Origin of the sequence: Paraburkholderia franconis, assembly GCF_009362735.1 — a bacterium.
Classification (GTDB): Bacteria; Pseudomonadota; Gammaproteobacteria; order Burkholderiales; family Burkholderiaceae; genus Paraburkholderia; species Paraburkholderia franconis.
The window spans coordinates 203,610-225,840 of sequence record NZ_WHNP01000010.1 but is presented as its reverse complement, the minus strand read 5'-3'; the positions used below and the strand labels follow the sequence as shown (position 1 = coordinate 225,840).

21 protein-coding genes are annotated in these 22,231 nt (G+C 64.0%); 16 read left to right on the top strand and 5 right to left on the bottom strand.

Going from position 1 to position 22,231, the window contains the following annotated elements; genetic code table 11:
- The 4 genes from prpC to GCT13_RS13920 form a co-directional block, all read right to left on the bottom strand.
- A partial coding sequence (prpC, locus tag GCT13_RS13935; RefSeq protein ID WP_152758863.1) for a bifunctional 2-methylcitrate synthase/citrate synthase occupies window positions 1-974 on the bottom strand: 974 nt, incomplete at its 3' end.
- 30 nt (window positions 975-1,004) lie between these two features.
- Entirely contained in the window at window positions 1,005-1,919 is a 915-nt protein-coding gene (gene prpB / locus GCT13_RS13930) for a methylisocitrate lyase (RefSeq protein ID WP_152758861.1), read from the bottom strand.
- Window positions 1,916-2,938, bottom strand: coding sequence for an HpcH/HpaI aldolase/citrate lyase family protein (locus GCT13_RS13925; protein WP_152758859.1), 1,023 nt, complete (start codon window positions 2,936-2,938; stop codon window positions 1,916-1,918). The genes prpB and GCT13_RS13925 overlap by 4 nt, the downstream gene beginning before the upstream one ends.
- A gap of 240 nt (window positions 2,939-3,178) precedes the next feature.
- A complete protein-coding gene (locus GCT13_RS13920; protein ID WP_152758857.1) occupies window positions 3,179-4,162 on the bottom strand; it encodes a malate dehydrogenase in 984 nt (327 codons plus the stop codon).
- Between the two features lie 543 nt (window positions 4,163-4,705).
- On the opposite strand from GCT13_RS13920, the gene GCT13_RS13915 reads away from it, so the two are divergent.
- The 7 genes from GCT13_RS13915 (at window position 4,706) to gltA (ending at window position 10,613) form a co-directional block, all read left to right on the top strand.
- Entirely contained in the window at window positions 4,706-5,506 is an 801-nt protein-coding gene (locus GCT13_RS13915; RefSeq protein ID WP_152758855.1) for a GntR family transcriptional regulator, read from the top strand.
- Between the two features lie 152 nt (window positions 5,507-5,658).
- Window positions 5,659-6,075 (top strand): succinate dehydrogenase, cytochrome b556 subunit, encoded by a 417-nt coding sequence (gene sdhC, locus GCT13_RS13910; protein ID WP_152758853.1) that lies wholly within the window; start codon window positions 5,659-5,661, stop codon window positions 6,073-6,075.
- A gap of 4 nt (window positions 6,076-6,079) precedes the next feature.
- Entirely contained in the window at window positions 6,080-6,448 is a 369-nt protein-coding gene (sdhD, locus tag GCT13_RS13905; RefSeq protein WP_152758851.1) for a succinate dehydrogenase, hydrophobic membrane anchor protein, read from the top strand.
- A 4-nt stretch (window positions 6,449-6,452) separates the two neighbouring features.
- Window positions 6,453-8,228: a succinate dehydrogenase flavoprotein subunit gene (sdhA, locus tag GCT13_RS13900; protein ID WP_152758849.1), complete on the top strand. Its 1,776-nt coding sequence runs from the start codon at window positions 6,453-6,455 to the stop codon at window positions 8,226-8,228.
- A 22-nt stretch (window positions 8,229-8,250) separates the two neighbouring features.
- Entirely contained in the window at window positions 8,251-8,955 is a 705-nt protein-coding gene (locus GCT13_RS13895; protein ID WP_152758848.1) for a succinate dehydrogenase iron-sulfur subunit, read from the top strand.
- 1 nt (window position 8,956) lies between these two features.
- Complete coding sequence (locus GCT13_RS13890) at window positions 8,957-9,229, top strand: FAD assembly factor SdhE (protein ID WP_090871098.1); 273 nt, start codon at window positions 8,957-8,959, stop codon at window positions 9,227-9,229.
- 82 nt (window positions 9,230-9,311) lie between these two features.
- Complete coding sequence (gene gltA / locus GCT13_RS13885) at window positions 9,312-10,613, top strand: citrate synthase (RefSeq protein ID WP_152758845.1); 1,302 nt, start codon at window positions 9,312-9,314, stop codon at window positions 10,611-10,613.
- 78 nt (window positions 10,614-10,691) lie between these two features.
- Here the strand turns inward: gltA and GCT13_RS13880 are convergent, their stop codons facing one another.
- A complete protein-coding gene (locus tag GCT13_RS13880; protein WP_152758843.1) occupies window positions 10,692-11,654 on the bottom strand; it encodes a helix-turn-helix domain-containing protein in 963 nt (320 codons plus the stop codon).
- 147 nt (window positions 11,655-11,801) lie between these two features.
- Here GCT13_RS13880 and GCT13_RS13875 point away from each other — a divergent pair, with 147 nt between their 5' ends.
- The 9 genes from GCT13_RS13875 to GCT13_RS13835 all read left to right on the top strand — a co-directional run bounded on the left by GCT13_RS13875 (window position 11,802) and on the right by GCT13_RS13835 (window position 22,198).
- A complete protein-coding gene (locus tag GCT13_RS13875) occupies window positions 11,802-13,046 on the top strand; it encodes a DUF1479 domain-containing protein (protein WP_152758841.1) in 1,245 nt (414 codons plus the stop codon).
- A gap of 246 nt (window positions 13,047-13,292) precedes the next feature.
- Window positions 13,293-14,702, top strand: coding sequence for a 3-isopropylmalate dehydratase large subunit (gene leuC, locus GCT13_RS13870; RefSeq protein WP_152758839.1), 1,410 nt, complete (start codon window positions 13,293-13,295; stop codon window positions 14,700-14,702).
- Entirely contained in the window at window positions 14,699-14,863 is a 165-nt protein-coding gene (locus GCT13_RS13865) for an entericidin A/B family lipoprotein (protein ID WP_087735655.1), read from the top strand. Before leuC ends, GCT13_RS13865 begins: the two co-directional genes overlap by 4 nt.
- A 73-nt stretch (window positions 14,864-14,936) precedes the next feature.
- A complete protein-coding gene (gene leuD, locus GCT13_RS13860) occupies window positions 14,937-15,590 on the top strand; it encodes a 3-isopropylmalate dehydratase small subunit (protein ID WP_087735654.1) in 654 nt (217 codons plus the stop codon).
- Between the two features lie 74 nt (window positions 15,591-15,664).
- Complete coding sequence (leuB, locus tag GCT13_RS13855) at window positions 15,665-16,732, top strand: 3-isopropylmalate dehydrogenase (protein WP_152758837.1); 1,068 nt, start codon at window positions 15,665-15,667, stop codon at window positions 16,730-16,732.
- A gap of 304 nt (window positions 16,733-17,036) precedes the next feature.
- On the top strand, window positions 17,037-18,158 hold the full coding sequence (gene asd, locus GCT13_RS13850; RefSeq protein ID WP_152758835.1) for an aspartate-semialdehyde dehydrogenase: 1,122 nt from the start codon (window positions 17,037-17,039) through the stop codon (window positions 18,156-18,158).
- A gap of 148 nt (window positions 18,159-18,306) precedes the next feature.
- Window positions 18,307-20,655 (top strand): FimV/HubP family polar landmark protein, encoded by a 2,349-nt coding sequence (locus tag GCT13_RS13845; protein ID WP_152758833.1) that lies wholly within the window; start codon window positions 18,307-18,309, stop codon window positions 20,653-20,655.
- Between the two features lie 8 nt (window positions 20,656-20,663).
- Window positions 20,664-21,467, top strand: coding sequence for a tRNA pseudouridine(38-40) synthase TruA (truA, locus tag GCT13_RS13840; RefSeq protein ID WP_321574347.1), 804 nt, complete (start codon window positions 20,664-20,666; stop codon window positions 21,465-21,467).
- On the top strand, window positions 21,464-22,198 hold the full coding sequence (locus tag GCT13_RS13835) for a phosphoribosylanthranilate isomerase (protein WP_152758829.1): 735 nt from the start codon (window positions 21,464-21,466) through the stop codon (window positions 22,196-22,198). The genes truA and GCT13_RS13835 overlap by 4 nt, the downstream gene beginning before the upstream one ends.
- Window positions 22,199-22,231: the final 33 nt, after the last annotated feature.

Sequence of the window (22,231 nt, the reverse complement as noted above, 5' to 3'; positions counted from 1 at the left end):
TTCGGGAACATCTTCTTGACGTCCCACATCACCGTCTCCAGCCGCTCGGCGATGTCGAACATCTTCATGTTCGACGCTTCCTTCGACAGCTTCTTCGCCACGTCCTTGATCACCTTGTTGCGCGGATCGGAGATCGTGTAGACGGGATGGCCGAAGCCGATCACGACTTCCTTGTTCTCGACGCGTCGGCGGATGTCGGCTTCCGCCTCATCCGGCGTCTGGTAGCGCGACTGGATCTCGAATGCGGCCTCGTTTGCGCCGCCGTGCTTCGGCCCGCGCAGCGCGCCGATCGCGCCCGTGATCGCCGAATAGATGTCCGAGCCCGTGCCCGCGATCACGCGGCCCGTGAACGTCGATGCGTTGAATTCGTGCTCCGCGTACAGGTTCAGCGACACATGCATCGCGTCGACCCATGACTTCGACGGCTGCGCGCCATGCAGCAGATGCAGGAAGTGGCCGCCGATCGAATCGTCGTCGGTTTCGACTTCGATCCGCTTGCCGTTGTGCGAGTAGTGATACCAGTACAGCAGCATCGAGCCGAGCGAGGCCATCAGCTTGTCGGCGATGTCGCGCGCGCCCGCGAGGTTGTGATCGTCCTTCTCCGGCAGCACGGTGCCCAGCGCGGAGACGCCCGTGCGCATCACGTCCATCGGATGCGCGGCGGCGGGAATCCATTCGAGCACGGCCTTCACGTTCGCGGGCAGCCCGCGCAACGCTTTCAGCTTCGACTTGTACGCAGCGAGTTCGGCGACGTTCGGCAGCTTGCCGTGCACGAGCAGATACGCGACCTCTTCGAACTCGCAGGCGCCCGCGATGTCGAGAATGTCGTAGCCGCGATAGTGCAGGTCGTTGCCCGTCTTGCCGACCGTGCACAGCGCGGTGTTGCCCGCCGTCACGCCCGACAGGGCCACGGATTTCTTCGGCTTGAAGCCGCCTGTCGTTTCGGGTGCAGCCGCTTGCGTCGTATCGCTCATGCCAGGGGTCTCCTTGATGTGCCGCTTGCGTTAGTTGTCTTGCCCGTTTTTCTGCGCGTTCTGGCTGAACAGCGCGTCGAGCTTCTGCTCGTACGCGTGATAGCCGATGCGGTCATACAGTTCGGCCCGCGTCTGCATCGTCTCGACGACGGCCTTTTGCGTACCGTCGCGGCGGATTGCCGTGTAAACGTTTTCGGCCGCCTTGTTCATCGCGCGGAACGCCGACAGCGGGTACAGCACCAGCGACACGTCCGCGCCGCGCAACTCTTCGACGGTAAAGAGCGGCGTCGCCCCGAACTCGGTGATGTTCGCGAGGATGGGCACCTTCACGGCCCGCGCGAACTGCTTGTACATGCCGAGCTCCGTCATCGCTTCGGGGAAGATCATGTCCGCGCCTGCTTCGACGCATGCCGACGCGCGGTCGATGGCCGACTGCAAGCCTTCGACGGCGAGCGCATCCGTGCGCGCCATGACGACGAAGTCCGGATCGGTGCGCGCGTCGACGGCCGCCTTGACGCGGTCGACCATTTCGGCTTGCGACACGATCGCCTTGCCCGGCCGGTGTCCGCAGCGTTTCGCGCCGACCTGGTCTTCGATGTGCATCGCGCCCGCGCCCGCTTTCGTCAGCGCCTTCACGGTGCGCGCGATGTTGAACGCCGACGGGCCGAAGCCCGTATCGACATCGACGAGCAGCGGCAGATCGCACACGTCGGTGATGCGGCGCACGTCGGTCAACACGTCGTCGAGCGTCGAGATGCCGAGATCGGGCAAGCCGAGCGAGCCGGCCGCGACGCCGCCGCCCGATACGTAGATCGCCTTGAAGCCCGCGCGTTGCGCTAGCAGCGCGTGATTCGCGTTGATCGTGCCGACGACCTGCAGCGGCTTTTCGGCGGCGACGGCCGCGCGAAACGCGGCGCCTGCGGACGTGTGTGCGGTCGTGCTCATGATGCGGACTCCTTCGTCGTGGGCATGTCGTTCGGCCCGAAAAGCGGCGCGGCTTCGGCGGGTACAGCGCGGCCCGTCGAGCGGGCGCGGCGCAGCACCGACCAGTAATAGCGATAGCTCGCGCGATCGTGCAGCGAATCGCGATGGCGCGTCGGGCCCCATTGCGCCGACTGCGCGGCGAGCAGGATTTCCGTCGCCGTCGCGATTTCTTCGTCGCGCGGCGCAAAGGCCGACACGATCGCGGGAATCTGCGCGGGGTGGATGCTCCACATGCGCGTGTAGCCGAATTCGTTGCGCGCGCGCAGCGCGTCGTTCGCGACCACGTCCATGTCGCGCACTTCCGTCGATACGTTGTGCGACGGCACCTTGCCATGCGCATGGCAAGCCGCCGAAATCTCGAGCTTCGCGCGCCGCACGAGGGGATGATCGAACTGGCCCGGCGAGCGCATCGCGCTGTCGGGAATCGCGCCGTCGTGCGCGGACACGAAGTCCATCAGGCCGAAGCTCAGCGCCTCGACGCCCGGCAGCGCGGCGAGATCGAACACGCGCGCCAATGCGCCGTGCGTTTCGATCAGCAGATGGACAGGGACGGGCTTCGCGATGCCGAGCTCGCGCCGCGTGGCTTCGATGAACGCGCACATTTCGGCGGCATCGGGCACGTGGCGGACTTTCGGCAGCGTGATGTAGGCAGGGGCGCGCTTCGCGGCGCGCAGGATGAGGCGCACGTCGTCGCGCCAGTGCGCGTGGTTGAAATCGTGAATGCGCACGCCGACGCGGCCGAACCGGTCGTGCTCGCCGCCGACGAGCGATCCGACAAGCTCGGCATGCTCCGCCTCGCGGCCCACTTGCGCGCCGTCTTCGCAGTCGAGCGTGACATCGAAGACGGGCCCGAGCTGCTGCTGCAACGAGAGCGATTTGAGCATCAGCTTTTCGCTGCCCGCGTAGTGATCGCAGGCAGGCAGCACGGCAGGCGGCGCTTCGCCGTCAAACAGGACTTCGGCGGGAGTCAGTGCGCGCATTATCGGCGTCGGGAGCGTGTTTGAAAATTCCGATTCGGACGCGTTCTGTCCGTTTTGGCTTGCGTCGAAGCAGGTCGCATCGAAGCAGGTCGAACAGGCAGATGAACCAAAACGCGTTCGGATCAGTTGCGATCCGCTGCATGCCGTCTGATGCGCAGAACGCCATGCAAGAGATCGCACGTAAAAAACCGGAACCCGCCGCGTTGCAACGGAGTCCCGGTTCGTGTCTGCATCCGGCGATTAGCCGAGCAGGTGCTGAACGCCGTCGCGCTCTTCGAGCAGCTCGTTCAGCGTGTTGTCCATCTTCTCGCGCGAGAATGCGTCGATCGACAGGCCTTCGACACGCTTGTATTCGCCGTTTTCGCACGTCACGGGCACGCCGTAGACGATGTCTTCGGGGATGCCATACGAGCCGTCCGACGGAATGCCCATCGTCACCCACTTGCCGTTCGTGCCGAGCACCCAGTCACGCACGTGGTCGATTGCTGCGTTGGCCGCCGAAGCCGCCGACGACAGGCCGCGCGCTTCGATGATCGCCGCGCCGCGCTTGCCGACCGTCGGGATGAAGGTGTTGCGGTTCCATTCGTCGTCGTTGATCAGCTTCGTCAGGTCCTTGCCCTCGGCCGTTGCGACGCGGAAGTCCGGGTACATCGTCGGCGAGTGGTTGCCCCACACGACCAGCTTTTCGATCGACGAGACCGGCTTGCCCGACTTGGCCGCCAGTTGCGACAGCGCGCGGTTGTGGTCGAGGCGCAGCATGGCGGTGAAGTTCTTCTTCGGCAGATCGGGTGCCGACTTCATTGCGATGTACGCGTTCGTGTTCGCCGGGTTGCCGACGACCAGCACCTTCACGTCGCGGCTTGCGACTTCGTTCAGCGCCTTGCCCTGAACCGTGAAGATTTCGGCGTTCGCCGACAGCAGGTCTTTACGCTCCATGCCTTTCGAACGCGGACGCGCGCCGACCAGCAGCGCGACGTCGGCATCCTTGAACGCAACCTTGGGATCGTCAGTCACCACGACACCCGCGAGCAGCGGGAACGCGCAGTCTTCGAGTTCCATCACGACGCCTTTGACGGCGGCTTGCGCTTGCGGCAGGTCCAGCAACTGCAGGATGACCGGCTGGTCCTTGCCGAGCATGTCGCCATTGGCGATACGGAACAGCAGGGAGTAACCGATTTGACCTGCGGCGCCAGTGACGGCAACGCGCTTTGCGGGCTTAGCCATTGAGAAATCTCCAGGACGATGCGTTGAACGCTAGGGAAAACGCCATTCTATATGCGCGTTACGCGAAGCGTGGTTTAAGCACGGCAAATTCGCTGCGCGAGCCTTGCGGGCGCTCACGAGAAGGCCAGAAGGCACGCCGCCGGCGAAACCGCCATGCCGGATAATCGGTGCTGCCGAGCGCGGGGAACGGGGGATGCTGGCGAGGCTCGCCTCGCGGCGATGCCGCACGTGGCCGCTGCATGGCGCGGGCTCCTGCAAACAGCGCGTTTCGGCGGGCATTGACGGCGCATGCCGGGCAATGCAGGGCGAAGCGAAACCTGGACTGCGTGAGGGAACGGCGTGATGCAGGGTGGCTTTCGGTGCATCACGCTGTTGACACAAAGCGGTGTCAAAAATGCGTGGCACTACCCGCAAACCCTTGCTCGACAAGGAGTGTAGGATTCGGGAGGCACAAAGTCAACAGTATCTTATGTCTTATATAAGACATAATTATTGCGGCAAAAAATCTGGACGGCGCGAGGCGCTTTGTGTTGAAATGCGCGCATGAATTCGAACCAGGCCAGCACAGCAAACCCTCCCGGCGCGTCCGGCGCGGGTGACGGCGCGCCTGTCTCCACGCCGGCTCCATCGCCGACCTTCAGTCCTCTCTATCAGCAGATCAAGGCGCTCATCACGCAGAGTCTCGAATCGGGTGAATGGAAGCCCGGCGAGATCATCCCAAGTGAAGTCGAGCTGGCCGCGCGTTACAAGGTCAGCCAGGGCACCGTGCGCAAGGCGATCGACGAACTCGCCGCCGACAACCTGCTGGTGCGCCGCCAGGGCAAGGGCACGTTTGTTGCCACGCACAACGAAGACCGCGCCCAGTTCCGCTTCCTGCGCCTTCTCGCCGACGACGGCGCCGAGCATCCGCATATCAGCCGGCTGCTCGAATGCCGGCGTCTGCGCGCGTCAGCGGAGATTGCGCGGCAACTGGATATGAAGCCCGCCGATCCCGTCGTGCTGATCAAGCGTCTCCTGACTTTCGACGGCGAAGACACCGTGCTCGACGAGATCTGGCTGCCGGGCGGCGTGTTCCGCGGGCTGACGCTCGAGCGCCTGTCAGAGTACAAGGGGCCGCTCTATGCGATGTTCGAAACGGAGTTCGGCACGCGGATGATCCGAGCATCGGAAAAGATTCGCGCCGTTGCCGCGGACCCGGCCGTTGCCGATCTGCTGCATGTGCCGACGGGATTTCCCCTGTTATCCGTGGAGCGCGTGTCCTATACCTATGGGGACCGTCCCGTCGAAGTTCGACGAGGATGGTATGTCACAACCGGGTATTACTATCAGAACGACTTGAGTTGAGCGAAGCAGCTTTGCCGTGGGCTTGCGGCGAGGCTTGCATGTGCCTTTACGTGCGCGTGGCGTAACGCTGTCTTGTGCGGGGTTTCGCTGCAGCGCGAAATAAAAAGGCGCTAAAATTGCAGATTAGTGTGACTACATAGTAGGGGTCTAGCATGGCTGAAGCCGTAAAAAAACCGAGGCCGGAATTCCGGAACATCGGTATCGGGCAGATATTGACGTCGTATCGTCTTCCTCTCGCGGGGCGCGTGTCGATCCTTCACCGCTTGAGCGGTGGACTGCTCTTCATCTTCCTTCCGTTCCTGCTGTACCTCTTCGATCAGAGTCTCACATCTGAACTCAGTTTCGAAGTTTTCAAGGGCTTCCTGTCCAACATCATCGTCAAGCTCATCACGCTCGTTCTCGCGTGGGCGTTCCTGTTCCACTTCTGCGCCGGCGTCCGTCACCTGTTGATGGACATGAACCACGACGCTGTGTCGAAGGAACGCGGCAAGAACACGTCGATCGTCGTGTTCGTCGTGTCGTCGCTATTGACGATCGCATTCGCGCTCAAACTGTTCGGAGCATTCTAAAAAAATGTCAGCTAATAACCGGGTTGGCTCGAAGCGCCTCGTCGTCGGCGCTCACTACGGTCTGCGCGACTGGCTCGCACAGCGCGTCACGGCCGTCATCATGGCCGTCTACACCATCATCCTGCTGTGCTGGTTCTTCGGCGCGCAGGCATTCTCTTACGACGGCTGGGCCGCGATCTTCGCTACGCAGTGGATGAAGCTCGCCACCTTCGTCACGCTGCTGTCGCTGTTCTATCACGCCTGGGTCGGCGTGCGCGACATCTGGATGGACTACATCAAGCCCGTTGGCACGCGCCTTCTGCTTCAAGCGTTGACGATCGTCTGGCTGCTCGCTTGCGCGGGCTACGCTGCGCAGATTCTCTGGAGAGTGTAAAAGAATGGCTGCAATCAAGAATTCTCTGCCGCGTCGCCGCTTCGACGTGGTCATCGTCGGCGCGGGCGGCTCCGGAATGCGCGCGTCGCTGCAACTCGCGCGCGCGGGCCTGTCGGTCTGCGTGCTGTCGAAGGTCTTCCCGACGCGCTCGCACACGGTCGCTGCTCAAGGCGGCATCGGCGCATCGCTCGGCAACATGAGCGAAGACAACTGGCACTATCACTTCTACGACACGATCAAGGGCTCCGACTGGCTCGGCGACCAGGACGCGATCGAGTTCATGTGCCGCGAAGCGCCGAACGCCGTGTACGAACTGGAACACTTCGGCATGCCGTTCGACCGCAACGCGGACGGCACGATCTATCAGCGCCCGTTCGGCGGCCACACCGCGAACTACGGCGAAAAGCCGGTGCAGCGCGCTTGCGCGGCGGCTGACCGTACCGGCCACGCGCTGCTGCACACGCTGTATCAGCAGAACGTCGCGGCCAAGACGACGTTCTTTGTCGAATGGATGGCGCTGGACCTGATCCGCGACGCCGATGGCGACGTGCTGGGCGTGACCGCGCTCGAAATGGAAACGGGCGACGTCTACATCCTCGAAGGCAAGACCACGCTGTTCGCCACGGGCGGCGCGGGCCGCATCTTCGCAGCATCGACGAACGCGTTCATCAACACGGGCGACGGCCTCGGCATGGCGGCCCGCTCGGGCATCGCGCTGCAGGACATGGAGTTCTGGCAATTCCACCCGACGGGCGTGGCGGGCGCTGGCGTGCTGATCACGGAAGGCGTGCGCGGCGAAGGCGGCATTCTGCGCAACTCGGACGGCGAGCGCTTCATGGAGCGCTACGCGCCGACGCTGAAAGACCTGGCGCCGCGCGACTTCGTTTCGCGTTCGATGGACCAGGAAATCAAGGAAGGCCGTGGCGTGGGTCCGAACAAGGACCACGTGCTGCTCGACCTGTCGCACATCGGCGCGGAGACGATCATGAAGCGTCTGCCGTCGATCCGCGAAATCGCGCTGAAGTTCGCGAACGTCGACTGCATCAAGGAGCCGATCCCCGTCGTGCCGACCATTCACTACCAGATGGGCGGCATTCCGACGAACATCCACGGCCAGGTCGTGGGTACGTCGAAGGGTCACGAAGAGCCCGTCAACGGTTTCTATGCCGTCGGCGAATGCTCGTGCGTGTCGGTCCACGGCGCGAACCGCCTGGGCACGAACTCGCTGCTCGACCTCGTGGTGTTCGGCCGCGCCGCCGGCAACCACATCGTCAAGCACGTGAAGGAAATCAAGGAACACAAGCCGCTGCCGGCCGACGCTGCCGACTTCGCGCTGTCGCGTCTCGCGAAGCTCGACAACTCCAGCTCCGGCGAATACGCGCAGGTTGTCGCGGGGGACATTCGCTCGACGATGCAGGCGCACGCAGGTGTGTTCCGCACGTCGAAGCTGCTGGCTGAAGGCGTGGAAAAGATGAAGGAACTGAAGGAGCGCGCGGCTCACGTCCATCTGAAGGACAAGTCGAAGGTGTTCAACACCGCGCGCATCGAAGCGCTCGAAGTGGAGAACCTGATCGAAGTGGCGCGCGCGACGATGGTGTCGGCGGAGGCTCGCAAGGAAAGCCGCGGCGCGCACGCGCAGAGCGACTTCGAACATCGCGACGACGAGAACTGGCTGCGCCATACGCTGTGGTTCAGCGAAGGCAATCGCCTCGACTACAAGCCGGTTCACATGCAGCCGCTGACCGTCGAATCGGTGCCGCCGAAAGCGCGTACCTTCTAAGGCACATCAAAGGATCTGAGAAATGGCCAAGCGTACTTTTGAAATCTACCGCTACGACCCGGACAAGGACGCCGCGCCGCGCATGCAGACGTACGAGATCGACATCGACTCGCACGAGCGCATGTTGCTGGACGCGCTCGTCAAGCTGAAGGCAGTGGACGAAACGCTGTCGTTCCGCCGTTCGTGCCGTGAAGGCGTGTGCGGTTCGGACGCGATGAACATCAACGGCAAGAACGGTCTTGCCTGCCTGACGAACCTGAACGACCTGCCGCAGAAAATCGTGCTGCGTCCGCTGCCGGGCTTGCCCGTCGTGCGCGACCTGATCTGCGACTTCACGCAGTTCTTCAACCAGTACCATTCGATCAAGCCGTACCTGATCAACGATACGCCGCCGCCGGAAAAGGAACGTCTGCAGTCGCCGGAAGAACGCGACGAGCTCGACGGCCTGTACGAGTGCATCCTGTGCGCCAGCTGCTCGACGTCGTGCCCGAGCTTCTGGTGGAACCCGGACAAGTTCGTCGGCCCGGCGGGCCTGCTGCAAGCCTATCGCTTCATCGCGGACAGCCGCGATCAGGCGACGGGCGAGCGTCTCGACAACCTGGAAGACCCGTACCGTCTGTTCCGTTGCCATACGATCATGAACTGCGTCGACGTGTGCCCGAAGGGCCTCAATCCGACGAAGGCGATCGGCAAGATCAAGGAATTGATGGTTCGCCGTGCTGTCTGAGATGGACGGATCATCGCATCAGTCCGACCCTCTACGCCGCGCGCGTCTCCGCTGGCGCGCGCGGCGCGGCCTGCTGGAAAACGATCTGATCTTCGAACGTTTTTTCAGCCGATATGAGCATGACCTCAGTGATGCGGACGTAGGCGCGCTCACGCGCCTGCTCGAACTGAGCGATAACGACCTGATGGACTTGCTTCTCGCACGCAAGGAACCGGAAGGCGACCTCGCCGACGCCGACGTCGCGCGGGTGCTGGAGATGCTGCGCACTGTGTGAGCGTCACAGGTGCGCAGGTAAGTTTGATCCAGGCGTGCAATTATCGAAACCCTGTTTCCATACTTTCGATTGAGGATGTGCTATGACCCCGTCAGATGTTAAAGCCACGCTATCGTTCAGCGACAACTCGCCGAGCGTTGAAATGCCGATTTACAAGGGTACGATGGGCCCGGACGTGATCGACATCCGTAAGCTGTACGGTCAAACCGGCAAGTTCACGTATGATCCGGGCTTCATGTCGACGGCGTCGTGCAACTCGGCGATCACCTACATCGACGGCGACAAGGGCGAGCTGCTCTATCGCGGCTTCCCGATCGACAATCTCGCGCAGAATGCCGACTTTCTGGAAACGTGCTACCTGCTGCTGAAGGGCGATCTGCCGAACCAGGCGCAGAAGGACGAGTTCGTGAAGACGGTCACGAACCACACGATGGTTCACGAGCAGATGCAGTTCTTCTTCCGCGGTTTCCGCCGCGACGCGCACCCGATGGCGATTCTCGTCGCCGCAGTCGGCGCGCTGTCGGCGTTCTACCACGACTCGCTCGACATCAATAACCCGCGTCACCGTGAAGTTTCCGCGATCCGCATGATCGCGAAGCTGCCGACGCTGGTCGCGATGGCGTACAAGTACTCGATCGGCCAGCCGTTCGTGTATCCGCAGAATAATCTGTCGTACAGCGCGAACTTCATGCGCATGATGTTCTCGAACCCGTGCGAAGAGTACAAGGTCAACGACGTGCTGGTCCGCGCGCTGGACCGCATCCTGATCCTGCACGCAGACCACGAGCAGAACGCGTCGACGTCGACGGTGCGTCTCGCCGGTTCGTCGGGCGCGAATCCGTTCGCGTGTATCGCAGCCGGTATCGCCTGTCTGTGGGGCCCGGCGCACGGCGGCGCGAACGAGGCGGCGCTGAACATGCTGGAAGAAATCGGCTCGGTCGACAACATTCCTGAGTTCATCAAGCAGGTGAAGGACAAGAACTCGGGCGTGAAGCTGATGGGCTTCGGCCACCGCGTGTACAAGAACTACGATCCGCGCGCGAAGTTGATGCGCGAAACGTGCCACGAAGTGCTGAATGAACTGGGCCTGCACGACGACCCGCTGTTCAAGCTCGCGATGGCGCTCGAAAAAATCGCGCTGGAAGACGAGTACTTCGTGTCGCGCAAGCTGTATCCGAACGTCGATTTCTACTCAGGCATCGTGCAGCGCGCGCTGGGCATCCCGACGTCGATGTTCACGTGCATCTTCGCGATGGCGCGTACTGTCGGCTGGATCGCGCAGTGGAACGAAATGATCGCTGATCCCGAGCAGAAGATCGGCCGTCCGCGTCAGCTCTTCATCGGCGAAACGCCGCGTGAAGCAAAGCCGATCGCCAAGCGCTAAGCAACGGGCACGCTAGCGCCTCGAGCACGCGTCAAACGCATCGACAGAAACACCCCGATGGTTCGCCGTCGGGGTGTTTTATTTTGTGCGCGCCGTCCGTTTGCGCCTGGTGGTCTGCTCCAGCGACGGCGGGCGCACGTCGAGCGGGGGCTGCGGCGTGCCGGCGGGCGCGTGTCCGTGCGTTTCGAAGAACTGGCGCCACGCGCTCGGCGTCATGCCGCGCGTCGCGAAGAACTGCCGGTTGAAGTTGGCGAGATTCGGAATGCCCGCTTTCGTCGCGATCACGGAAACGGGCCACGTCGTCGCCGTCAGTTGACGCGACGCGTAGCCGATGCGCACGCGGCTCAGATAGCGGCCCACGCTTTCGCCGACGTGCCGCATGAAATGACGATGCAGCGAGCGCTCGGAAAGATGCGCGACGGCACACAGATCGGCGATGCGCAGCGGTTCGTCGAAGCGCCTGTCGATGAGGTCGAGCACGCGGTTCAGGCGCTCGGCCTCGGAGGCCATCTCGTCGGGCTTGGCCGTGTGCGCCGATGGCGACGCAAGCGGCTGCGCGTCGGCATCGGCAAGCCGGGCGAGGATGTCGAGCACGGCAGAAAGACGCGTGCGCGGTTCGGCATCGAGCAGCGCATCGACTTGCCCGCGCATCATGGCGGTCGCGGCCGGGTCGAAATGCAGGCCCGGCGCGGCGCGCCGCAATAGCTTGGGAAGCGGCGCAAACTCGGGGCAGCAGTCGGCCACGCGCCGCGCCCAGTCGCCGCTGAACCACACGACGATCGCCACCTGTGGACGCGCCGCATCGACGGGTGCCGTCGACGCCCACGTGTGCGGCATGTCGGGCGGCACGAGCACGAGATCGTCGGTGGCGTAATCGTCGACGTGATCGCAGATAAAGCGGCGGCCCCGGCTGTTCAGCGTCAACGTCAGTTCGTATTCCGGATGGTGATGCCATTCGAAAGGAATCTGCGCGAGCCGCCGGTGATAGACGCGCACCGAGCAACCGTCGGGAATCGTCACGCGTTCGTATTGCGGCTTCATCGGCGGCTCCTGGCTGTCTTGCCTCACGCGGTATGGCGGCGTTGACTGCGTGTCCGGATTGTATCGATAAATGGCTGGATTGCATCGCCGGTGCCTGTCGAAGATGCCTAATCTGGCGGTACACGATCAGTCCAATGGAGACATGCCATGCCACTCATCATCAACAACATACCCGAGGCGATTCGCAGCACGAAACGCGCGCTGAGAGACGCGCTGCCGGACTATGCGCGGGTGTTCCGCGAAGTCGAAGGCACGATCGCCCAGCAGGTCGAAGCGATCCGCCGCGAGCGCGAACGCGGCGAGGAGGAGATTCCTGTATTCGACTATGCGTCGATTGCGTCTGGCGACGTCGATCCTCGCGTCGTCGCGCGCATCAAGGAGCGCGGCGCGTGTGTCGTGCGCCGCGTGTTCGATCCGCAGCAGGCGAGCGAATGGAACGAAGAAATCGCGCAATACGTCGCGCGCAACCATCTCGACGACCGGCTCGCGCATCGCGCGGAGGACAAGTACTTCGGCACGCTGGCGTCGAGCAAGCCGCAGATCTACGGCGTGTACTGGTCGAAGCCTCAGACGCTTGCGCGCCAGTCCGAGCAGTTGACGAACACGCGCGTGTTTCTCAACCGGCTGTGGCGCGCGGAAAGCGAAGGCAAGCGCCACTTCGATCCCGATCGCGTGCCCGTCTACGCGGATCGTATCCGCAGGCGGCCGCCGGGCTCGGAGTCACTGGGCCTGTCGCCGCACGTCGACGGCGGCTCGGTCGAACGATGGCTCGATCCGAATTATCGGAAGGTCTATCGGCACGTGCTATCGGGCAACTGGCGTGCCTACGATGCATACGACGCCGCATTCCGTCCCGATGCCGAAGAGATTCCGTCGCCCGCCGTGTGCTCGATGTTCCGCACGTTCCAGGGCTGGACGGCGCTGACGGCGCAAGGTCCCGGCGACGGCACGCTGCAACTGGTCCCGATCGCGAACGCGATGCCTTACATCCTGCTGCGCGCGCTTCAGGACGACGTCCCCGATGACGAGTTGTGCGGTGCGCAACCGTCTCGCGCGCTGTCGATCAAGCGCGAATGGCACGCGTTGCTGCTCGAAGCCGTCACGCCGATTCCTCACATGCAGCCGGGCGACGCTGTGTTCTGGCACTGTGACGTCGTGCATTCCGTCGAAGACGCGCATCGCGGCAGCGGCTATAGCAACGTGATGTATATCGCGTCGGCGCCCTGGTGCGCGAAGAACGAGGCGTATCTGAAGCGCCAGTTGCCGAGCTTCATGCGCGGCGAGAGCCCGCCCGATTTTCCGTCCGATCACTTCGAAACGGACTTCATCGGGCGCGCAACCGAAAGCGACCTGACGCCGCTCGGCCGCGCGCAACTTGGGTTCGATCTTTGAGGCGAGCGTGCGGGTGCCAAACGCGGGCGCCAAACGCAGGCGCCAAAACGCAGGTGTCAGGCGCGGGTGCCGGGCCCAGCAGGAGAAAAACGCTCGCCGCTGGTAGTGCCGATACAGGTATCGGCACTACCAGCCAACTCCATGTTTTTTATCGGTTTTTTCGATGGCTGGTGAGCCCCTGGCGCCAACTGCGTGGCATAATCGACCGGACACGAACTGCCCGTTGTCATTACTACCCCGCATACCATGGCACAGACTCTCTACGACAAATTGTGGAACACGCACGTGATCCACACGGAAGAAGACGGTACGGCAATTCTCTACATCGACCGTCATCTGCTGCACGAAGTGACCAGCCCGCAGGCGTTCGAAGGCCTGAAGATGGCGGAGCGCCCGGTGTGGCGCATCAGCGCGAATCTGGCTGTGTCGGATCACAACGTTCCCACCACGGATCGCAGCCACGGCATCGCCGATCCCGTGTCGAAGCTGCAGGTCGATACGCTCGACTCGAACTGCGACGCGTTCGGCATCACGCAGTTCAAGATGAACGACCTGCGCCAGGGCATCGTGCACATCATCGGGCCGGAGCAGGGCGCAACGCTGCCGGGCATGACGATCGTCTGCGGCGACTCGCACACGTCGACGCACGGTGCATTCGGCGCGCTGGCGCACGGCATCGGCACGTCGGAAGTCGAGCACGTGCTGGCCACGCAGACGCTTCTGCAGAAGAAGAGCAAGAACATGCTCGTGAAGGTCGAAGGCGCGTTGCCGCGCGGCTGCACCGCGAAGGACATCGTGCTCGCGATCATCGGCAAGATCGGCACGGCGGGCGGCACGGGCTACGCAATCGAATTCGGCGGCTCGACGATTCGCGCGCTGTCGATGGAAGGCCGCATGACCGTCTGCAACATGGCAATCGAAGCGGGCGCGCGCGCCGGCATGGTCTCCGTCGACGATACGACGGTCGAATACCTGAAGGGCCGTCCGTTCTCGCCGGAAGGCGTCGAGTGGGATCAGGCCGTCGAGTACTGGAAGCAGTTCAAGTCAGACCCGGACGCGCATTTCGATCGCGTGGTCGAGCTGAACGCCGCCGACATCGTGCCGCAGGTCACGTGGGGCACGTCGCCGGAAATGGTCACATCCGTCGACGGCCGCGTGCCCGATCCGGAGAAAGAGAAAGACCCGGTGAAGCGCGACGCGATGGAACGCGCGCTGCAGTACATGGCGCTCGAACCGAATCTGCCGATTGAATCGATCAAGCCGGACAAGATCTTCATCGGTTCGTGCACGAACGCGCGCATCGAAGACCTGCGCGCGGCCGCGTGGGTCGTGAAGAAGCTCGGTCGACGCGTCGCGTCGAACGTCCGTCTCGCGATGGTCGTGCCCGGCTCGGGTCTCGTGAAGGCGCAAGCCGAGCGCGAAGGGCTCGACAAGGTGTTCACCGACGCCGGGTTCGAATGGCGCGAGCCGGGCTGCTCGATGTGTCTCGCGATGAACGCCGATCGGCTCGAGCCGGGCGAGCGCTGCGCGTCCACGTCGAACCGCAACTTCGAAGGCCGTCAGGGCGCGGGCGGACGCACACACCTCGTGAGCCCCGCGATGGCCGCGGCCGCCGCCATCGAAGGGCATTTCGTCGACATTCGCAAGCTGGGATGACTCGCAACATGAATATCGATCGCATCGCACTTCTGCGCCGATTCGCACTCGCGACGCTCGCCGGGCTGCTGCTCGGACTCGCCGGTTGCAACACGGTGCATGGCTTTGGCGAAGACCTGCAGCATCTGGGCGGGTCGATCAGCGACAAGGCGGCAAAGTAAGCGGTTTTTGATTCGCCGGACGCGCCTGCCGCGCACAGCGCGCGCCGTCCGGCTTCGAACAGGCGAAAGCGTCATGGAAAAATTCATCGTACACACCGGCGTCGTGGCGCCGCTCGATCGCGAGAACGTCGACACCGACGCGATCATTCCGAAGCAGTTCCTGAAGTCGATCAAGCGCACGGGTTTCGGTCCGAATGCGTTCGACGAGTGGCGTTACCTCGATCACGGCGAGCCGGGTCAGGACAACTCGAAGCGTCCGCTGAATCCCGATTTTGTGCTGAACCAGCCGCGTTACCAGGGCGCGTCTGTCCTGCTCGCGCGCCAGAACTTCGGCTGCGGCAGTTCGCGCGAACACGCGCCGTGGGCGCTGCAACAGTACGGCTTCCGCGCGATCATCGCGCCGAGCTTCGCGGACATTTTCTACAACAACTGCTTCAAGAACGGCCTGTTGCCGATCGTTCTGACGGAGCAGCAGGTCGACCATCTGTTCAACGAAACATTTGCGTTCACCGGCTTCCAGCTGACCGTCGATCTCGACAAGCAGGTCGTGCGCACGACGGACGGTGGCACCGAGTATCCGTTCGAGGTTGCCGCTTTCCGCAAGTACTGTCTGCTGAACGGCTTCGACGACATCGGCCTCACGCTGCGTCACGCGGACAAGATCCGCCAGTTCGAAGCGGAGCGCATCGCGAAGCAGCCGTGGCTGAATCACCGCCTCGTGCGCTGAAGCGCGCGTTCATGCTCACGCTCACGCGTTGAAGCGCCCGGTGAAGGCCTGATAGAAATCAACAAGGAATACGCATGAAGATCGCAGTGTTGCCGGGCGACGGCATCGGCAAGGAAATCGTCAAGGAAGCAGTCAAGGTGCTGAACGTGCTCGGCGAGAAGTTCGAGCTGGAAGAGGCGCCCGTCGGCGGCGCGGGTTACGAAGCGGCGGGCCATCCGCTGCCGGAGGCCACGCTGAAGCTCGCGAAGGAAGCGGACGCGATTCTGTTCGGCGCGGTCGGCGACTGGAAATACGATTCGCTCGAGCGCTCGCTGCGCCCGGAGCAGGCGATTCTCGGCCTGCGCAAGCATCTGCAGCTCTTCGCGAACTTCCGCCCGGCGATCTGCTATCCGCAGCTGACGGGCGCTTCGTCGCTGAAGCCGGAAATCGTGTCGGGCCTCGACATCCTGATCGTGCGCGAACTCAACGGCGACATTTACTTCGGCCAGCCGCGCGGCGTGCGCCAGGCGCCGGACGGTCTGTTCGAAGGCGCGAAGGAAGGCTTCGACACGATGCGTTATGCGGAACCCGAAATCCGCCGCATCGCGCACGTCGCGTTTCAGGCGGCGCAGAAGCGCGGCAAGAAGCTGACGTCCGTCGACAAGGCGAACGTGCTCGAAACGTCGCAGTTCTGGAAGGACGTCATGATCGACGTGTCGAACGAATACGCGGACGTCGAGCTGTCGCACATGTACGTCGACAACGCGGCGATGCAGCTCGTGAAGGCGCCGAAGTCGTTCGACGTGATCGTCACGGGCAACATGTTCGGCGACATTCTGTCCGACGAAGCCGCGATGCTGACGGGCTCGATCGGCATGCTGCCGTCGGCGTCGCTCGACAAGAACAACAAGGGCCTGTACGAGCCGTCGCACGGTTCGGCGCCTGATATCGCAGGCAAGGGCATCGCGAATCCGCTCGCTACAATTCTTTCGGCCGCGATGATGTTGCGTTATTCGCTGAACAAGGCCGAGCAGGCCGACCGCATCGAAAACGCCGTGAAGAAGGTGCTGGAGCAGGGCTATCGCACGGGCGACATCGTCACGCCGGGTTGCCTGCAGGTCGGCACATCGGCGATGGGCGATGCCGTTGTCGCGGCGCTGTAACGGCGCTGTTTTACAGGCAAATACGCGTGAATCGGCCGATTTCGCGCCGATTCACGCAAAACGGCGTACGCGCCGCAAAAAGCGGGTTTTCGTGTAGACTCCGATGATGGCGACGATTCCTCAAATCACCTCGATTTCGACACTGCGCGGCAAAACGGCCCGCGTGGTTGCGCTCGCCATTACTACCAAAACGATTACCCCGAAAACGATCACGAAGCGCTGATCGTCCGTCGTGCCCGCCCATCTTCCCCGCGCGGTCACGCCGGGCAAAGTTGCGGGGAAGTGTCCACTCGAAGGGTAAGTCATGAACGTAGGTCTCGTAGGTTGGCGCGGCATGGTCGGCAGCGTCCTGATGCAGCGTATGCAAGAGGAACGCGATTTCGATCTGATCGAACCGGTGTTTTTCAGCACCAGCAACGCGGGCGGCAATGCGCCGTCGTTCGCCAAGAACGAGACCAAGCTCAAAGATGCGACAAGCATCGACGACCTGAAGAAGTGCGACGCCATTATTTCCTGCCAGGGTGGCGACTATACGAACGAAGTGTTCCCGAAGCTGCGCGCAGCGGGCTGGAACGGCTATTGGATCGACGCGGCGTCGGCGCTGCGCATGAAGGATGACGCTGTCATCATTCTCGATCCTGTCAACCTCGACGTGATCAAGAATGCGCTGGTCAAGGGCCAGAAGAATTTCATCGGCGGCAACTGCACGGTCAGCCTGATGCTGATGGCGCTGGGCGGCCTGTTCCGCGAAGACCTCGTCGACTGGATGACGGCCATGACGTATCAGGCCGCATCGGGCGCGGGCGCGCAAAACATGCGCGAACTGCTGCAGCAAATGGGCACGCTCTACGGCGCGGCGAAGGAAGACCTGGCTGATCCGTCGTCGGCGATTCTCGACATCGACCGTCGCGTGCTGTCTGCGATGAATAGCGAACGCATGCCGACCGACCACTTCGGCGTGCCGCTCGCCGGCTCGCTGATCCCGTGGATCGACAAGGATCTCGGCGACGGCATGTCGAAGGAAGAGTGGAAGGGCGGCGCGGAAACCAACAAGATTCTCGGCAAGCCCGCGATGGGCGAGCCGGGCTCGATCCCTGTCGACGGCCTCTGCGTGCGCATCGGCGCGATGCGCTGCCACTCGCAGGCGCTGACCATCAAGCTGAAGAAGGACGTGCCGCTCGACGAAGTGAACGGCATCCTCGCATCGGCAAACGACTGGGTGAAGGTCGTGCCGAACGAGCGCGAAGCGTCGATCCGCGATCTGTCGCCCGCCGTGGTGACGGGCACGCTGACGGTTCCTGTCGGCCGTCTGCGCAAGCTGGCGATGGGCGGCGAATACCTGTCCGCGTTCACGGTCGGCGACCAGCTGCTGTGGGGCGCTGCGGAGCCGCTGCGTCGTATGCTTCGCATTCTGCTCGACAAGTAAAGTAAACTACGCGCGATCAGTTCAACGACGCGTAAAAAACTCTAGAAAGCGTCGCGATTCTCGTGACGCTTTTTTCATTTGGGCATTACCGAATCTTGTCGCCAACACTCTTCAACATGCGCCGTATGGCCATGCAAAAAAGGTCCCGATGACGGCCCGATTCCAGACTCTTCCCGCCGCCTTGCGCAGCGGCTCGCATCAGATCGCGGCAGCAGTCGCGATCGTATTTGCCGGCGCACTTTCGACTCCCGGCGCGGCATTCGCGCAGACAGCGGCCGCCACGGGTGCGGCGAGCGCCGCCGCAACGGCCGGCGCGCCGTCGGGTGCGGACGCTGGCGCGACGCAATTCACCGTTCAGCCGGGTCAATCGCTGAACGATGCCGCGATTGCGCTCACGCAGTCGCATGATCGCGCGGTGCTGGCGCGCGCGGCGAAAGCGATTTTCGACGCGAATCCGAATGCGTTCATGGGGCACGATCCGAGCCGCTTGCGGCTGGGTGCCGTCCTGAACCTGCCGCCCGTCGATGCGACCGGCGCGGCAGCCAGCGCGGCTGCGGCAGCGGGGCTGGCGTCCGCGTCGGGATTGACGGCACAGGCAGCGTCTAACGCTTCCGTGACGACATCAGCGGCAGCGCCAGCGGCGCAGACGCCCGCGGCACCGGCCGATACGGGCGCGAGCGCGGCCGCTGGAACGGCGGCTTCGTCGGCGGCTGCGGCGCTGTCTTCACAGGGCGCCAGCGCGCCAGCGACGGCCGAAATGACGCCCGCTGCTGGCTCGCAGGCTGCGAGCACGGCTTCGCCACCGGCATCGGCGGCGAGCGGCGCGCATGCGTGGACGGGCTCGATCCAGAGCGGCGCACCGGCTGCCGGCGCGCAGCCCGCGTCGCAGGCGCATCCGCAGGTTTCGAGCTTGCAGCAGTTGCTGGCGCTGAAGAACCGCGTGCTGATGGAATTGCAGAAGCATGGCATCGGCAAGCAGCCGGCGTCGAACGGGAGTGCTGCGACCGCGCCCGGCGCGACACAGCCTTCGGGTTCGACGGCTGGCGCCAGCGCGCCCGCCAATGCGATGCCCGCTTCGCCGACAGCTGCACCGGCGACGACGCACCCAGCCAGCGGACCCGCCAGTATTCCGCAGGAGTATCTGGGCGTGGCGGCTGTCGTCGGCGCGGCGCTCGTGGCTTTGCTGGCCGGTCTGACGATGCGCCGGCGCCGCAAGGCCGCGCGCGAAGAGGCTGCGGCGAGCGAGGCAGCGGCGAGCGAGGCGTCCGCGCCCGGCGATGCAATGCCGCGCGTCGCGCCGGACGCGGCACGGGTCCGCGACGAAACGCCTGCCGCGCCGAAAGCACCGTCGCCTTCGCCCGCCGACACGCATCCAGCAGCGCACGCCGCTCCGACTGCGCCCGTCGTCGCCGAAAGCGAAACGAAGTCGGAGCCTGAAACCTTCGACGCCGCGTCGGCTGAAGCGGGTCTGGCGGCGGCTGCGTCGCTGGGCGCCGACGCATTGCCGCGCGAGTCGCTCGACCCCGCACGCGAGGAAGCGCGTGCCGCCGAGGCTGCCGCGCAGGAACAGGTCGCGCGCGAACAGGCTGCGCAGGCGGCCGATCGTGCTGCTCAAACCACGCGCGTCGAGCCGTCGCTCGATGAAGCGCCGATTCACGCGCCCATAGAGCCGACAGCGCATCGAGCACTCGAAGCATCGGAAGAAGCGCCGGAAACTACGCCCGCACCGCTCAAGCTGGATCTCGGCACGGCGCCGGACACGGCGTTTCGCGAGCCGACGTTCGAGCCGCCCATCTCGCCCGACACGCCGCCGATTCAACTGGGCCATGTCGAACCGGCCGCTCAGCACGAACAACTGATCGAGCCACTGCCCGACGACGACTCGCTCGCGTTGCCCGACCAGCCGTCGACGCCCGAGCGTTTCCCGTTGGGCGAACCGCCGCCGCTGGGACCCGCCATCGCGGACGATTTCCCGCGCGACGCCATCCGCGCGCTCGACAGCCTCGACGATTTCGCGTTGCCGCCGCGCACCGAGCACGCTGAGCCCGCGGCGGACTTTGACTTGCCGGCCGCGCCGGACGCACCCGCTGTGACGCCGCCTGCGTCGCTCACCACGCAGCCCGTCGTTGCGCCGGATATCACGGCGCAGCAGGCGATGCCGGAGCACGCGCCCGAGCCGCCCGCCGCCGCCGATGAAATCGTCGCGGGCACGGCGGGCGCGGCTGCCGTCGCGGGCTTGGGCGCCGCGCCGTTCGGTGCGCTGAACCTCGATTTCGACCTCGAATTGCCGCCCGGCCCGTCGCAGGCGGTGCCCGCATTCACACCGGAAGAGCTCGCGCGGATCGCCCGCAACAAACTCGATCTGGCCGTCGAATACATTGATCTCGGCGACGTCGTCGGCGCGCGCACGTTGATCAACGAAGTCATCGAATCGAACGATGCCGCGACGCGCGCCGATGCCCGCGCATTGCTGTCGACGCTCGCGCCGCTTTCGTGATGTCTGTCGTGAAGCGTATTGCGCTAGGCATCCAGTACGACGGCGCGGCGTTTTGCGGCTGGCAGTCGCAGCCGCACGGCAAGACGGTGCAGGACGAACTCGAGCGCGCGCTGCGCGAATTCGCGCAGACGCCGCTGCAGACGGTCGTCGCGGGGCGCACGGATACGGGCGTCCACGGGCTCGGGCAGGTCGTGCATTTCGACACCGGGCTGGATCGCGCGGAATTCTCGTGGGTGCGCGGCACGAACGCGTTTTTGCCGAAGACGGTCGCCGTGCAATGGGCGAAGCCGATGCCGGACGCGTTCCACGCGCGTTTTTCCGCATTCGAGCGCACGTACTACTACGCGCTCTATGTGCATCCCGTGCGTTCGCCGATGCTGGTGGGCCGTGCCGGCTGGATTCATACGCCGCTCGACGTCGACGCGATGCGCGAAGCAGCCGCCTGCCTGATCGGCGAGCACGATTTTTCGGCGTTCCGTTCGTCGGAGTGCCAGGCGAAAACGCCCGTCAAGCATCTGTATCAGATCGATATCCGGCCGCAGGGCGACTTTATCCATTTCCGCTTCCGGGCGAACGCGTTTTTGCATCACATGGTGCGTAATCTGATGGGATGCCTCGTGGCCGTGGGCCGCGGACGCTATCCGGCAACGTGGCTCGCCGAAGTGCTCGAGAGCCTCGACCGGAATCAGGCCGCGCCTACGTTCATGCCCGACGGGCTGTATCTCGCCCAAGTAGGCTATCCTGAGGCGTTCGCTGTGCCTGCGCCGCAGGCGGGCAGCGTCCCGTGGAGCACTGTTTGGACCGACTCATGACTTCCGCCAAATCCGCCGATTCCGCCGTTTCCGCTGATAACCGGGCCGAAAGCGTTTCGCCCGCCAACGAAACTGTCCCGCACCGCACGCGCATCAAGCTGTGCGGGCTCGGCAACGCCGCCGACATCGCGCATGCCGTCGCCTTGGGCGCCGACGCGATCGGCCTCGTGTTCTATCCGCCCAGCCCGCGCGCGCTAAGCGTCGCGCAGGCCGTCGAGATGACGCGCGTCGTGCCGCCGTTCGTGTCGGTGGTCGGGCTGTTCGTGAATCCGGCGCCGGAGTGGTTCAACGAAGTCACCTGCAACGTGCCGCTGACGATGCTCCAGTTTCACGGCGACGAAACGCCCGAGCAGTGCGAGAAACTGGCGGGCATTGCGGGTTTGCCTTGGTTGCGTGCGCTGCGAATTGCGCCCGATACTCAACCGGCCGATTTGATAAAATCAGCCCTTAACTATTCAGCCGCCAGCGGTCTCATGTTCGACACCCATGTCGAAGGCTATGGCGGCGGCGGGAAGGTCTTCGATTGGTCACTTATTCCAGCAGAGCTCGCGCGTCGGGCCGTTTTGAGTGGTGGGTTGAACACGCAAAACGTCAGTGAAGCGATTCATCGCGTGCGCCCGTACGCGGTCGATGTCTCGAGCGGCATCGAGGTGCAGGGCGCAAAGGGTGTGAAAGATCACGCCCGGATGGCGGCGTTCGTGCGCGCGGTGCGCGAAGCGGATGCCGGATGATTCCCAGGCCGCGCCGCGCATCGCGCAGCTAGC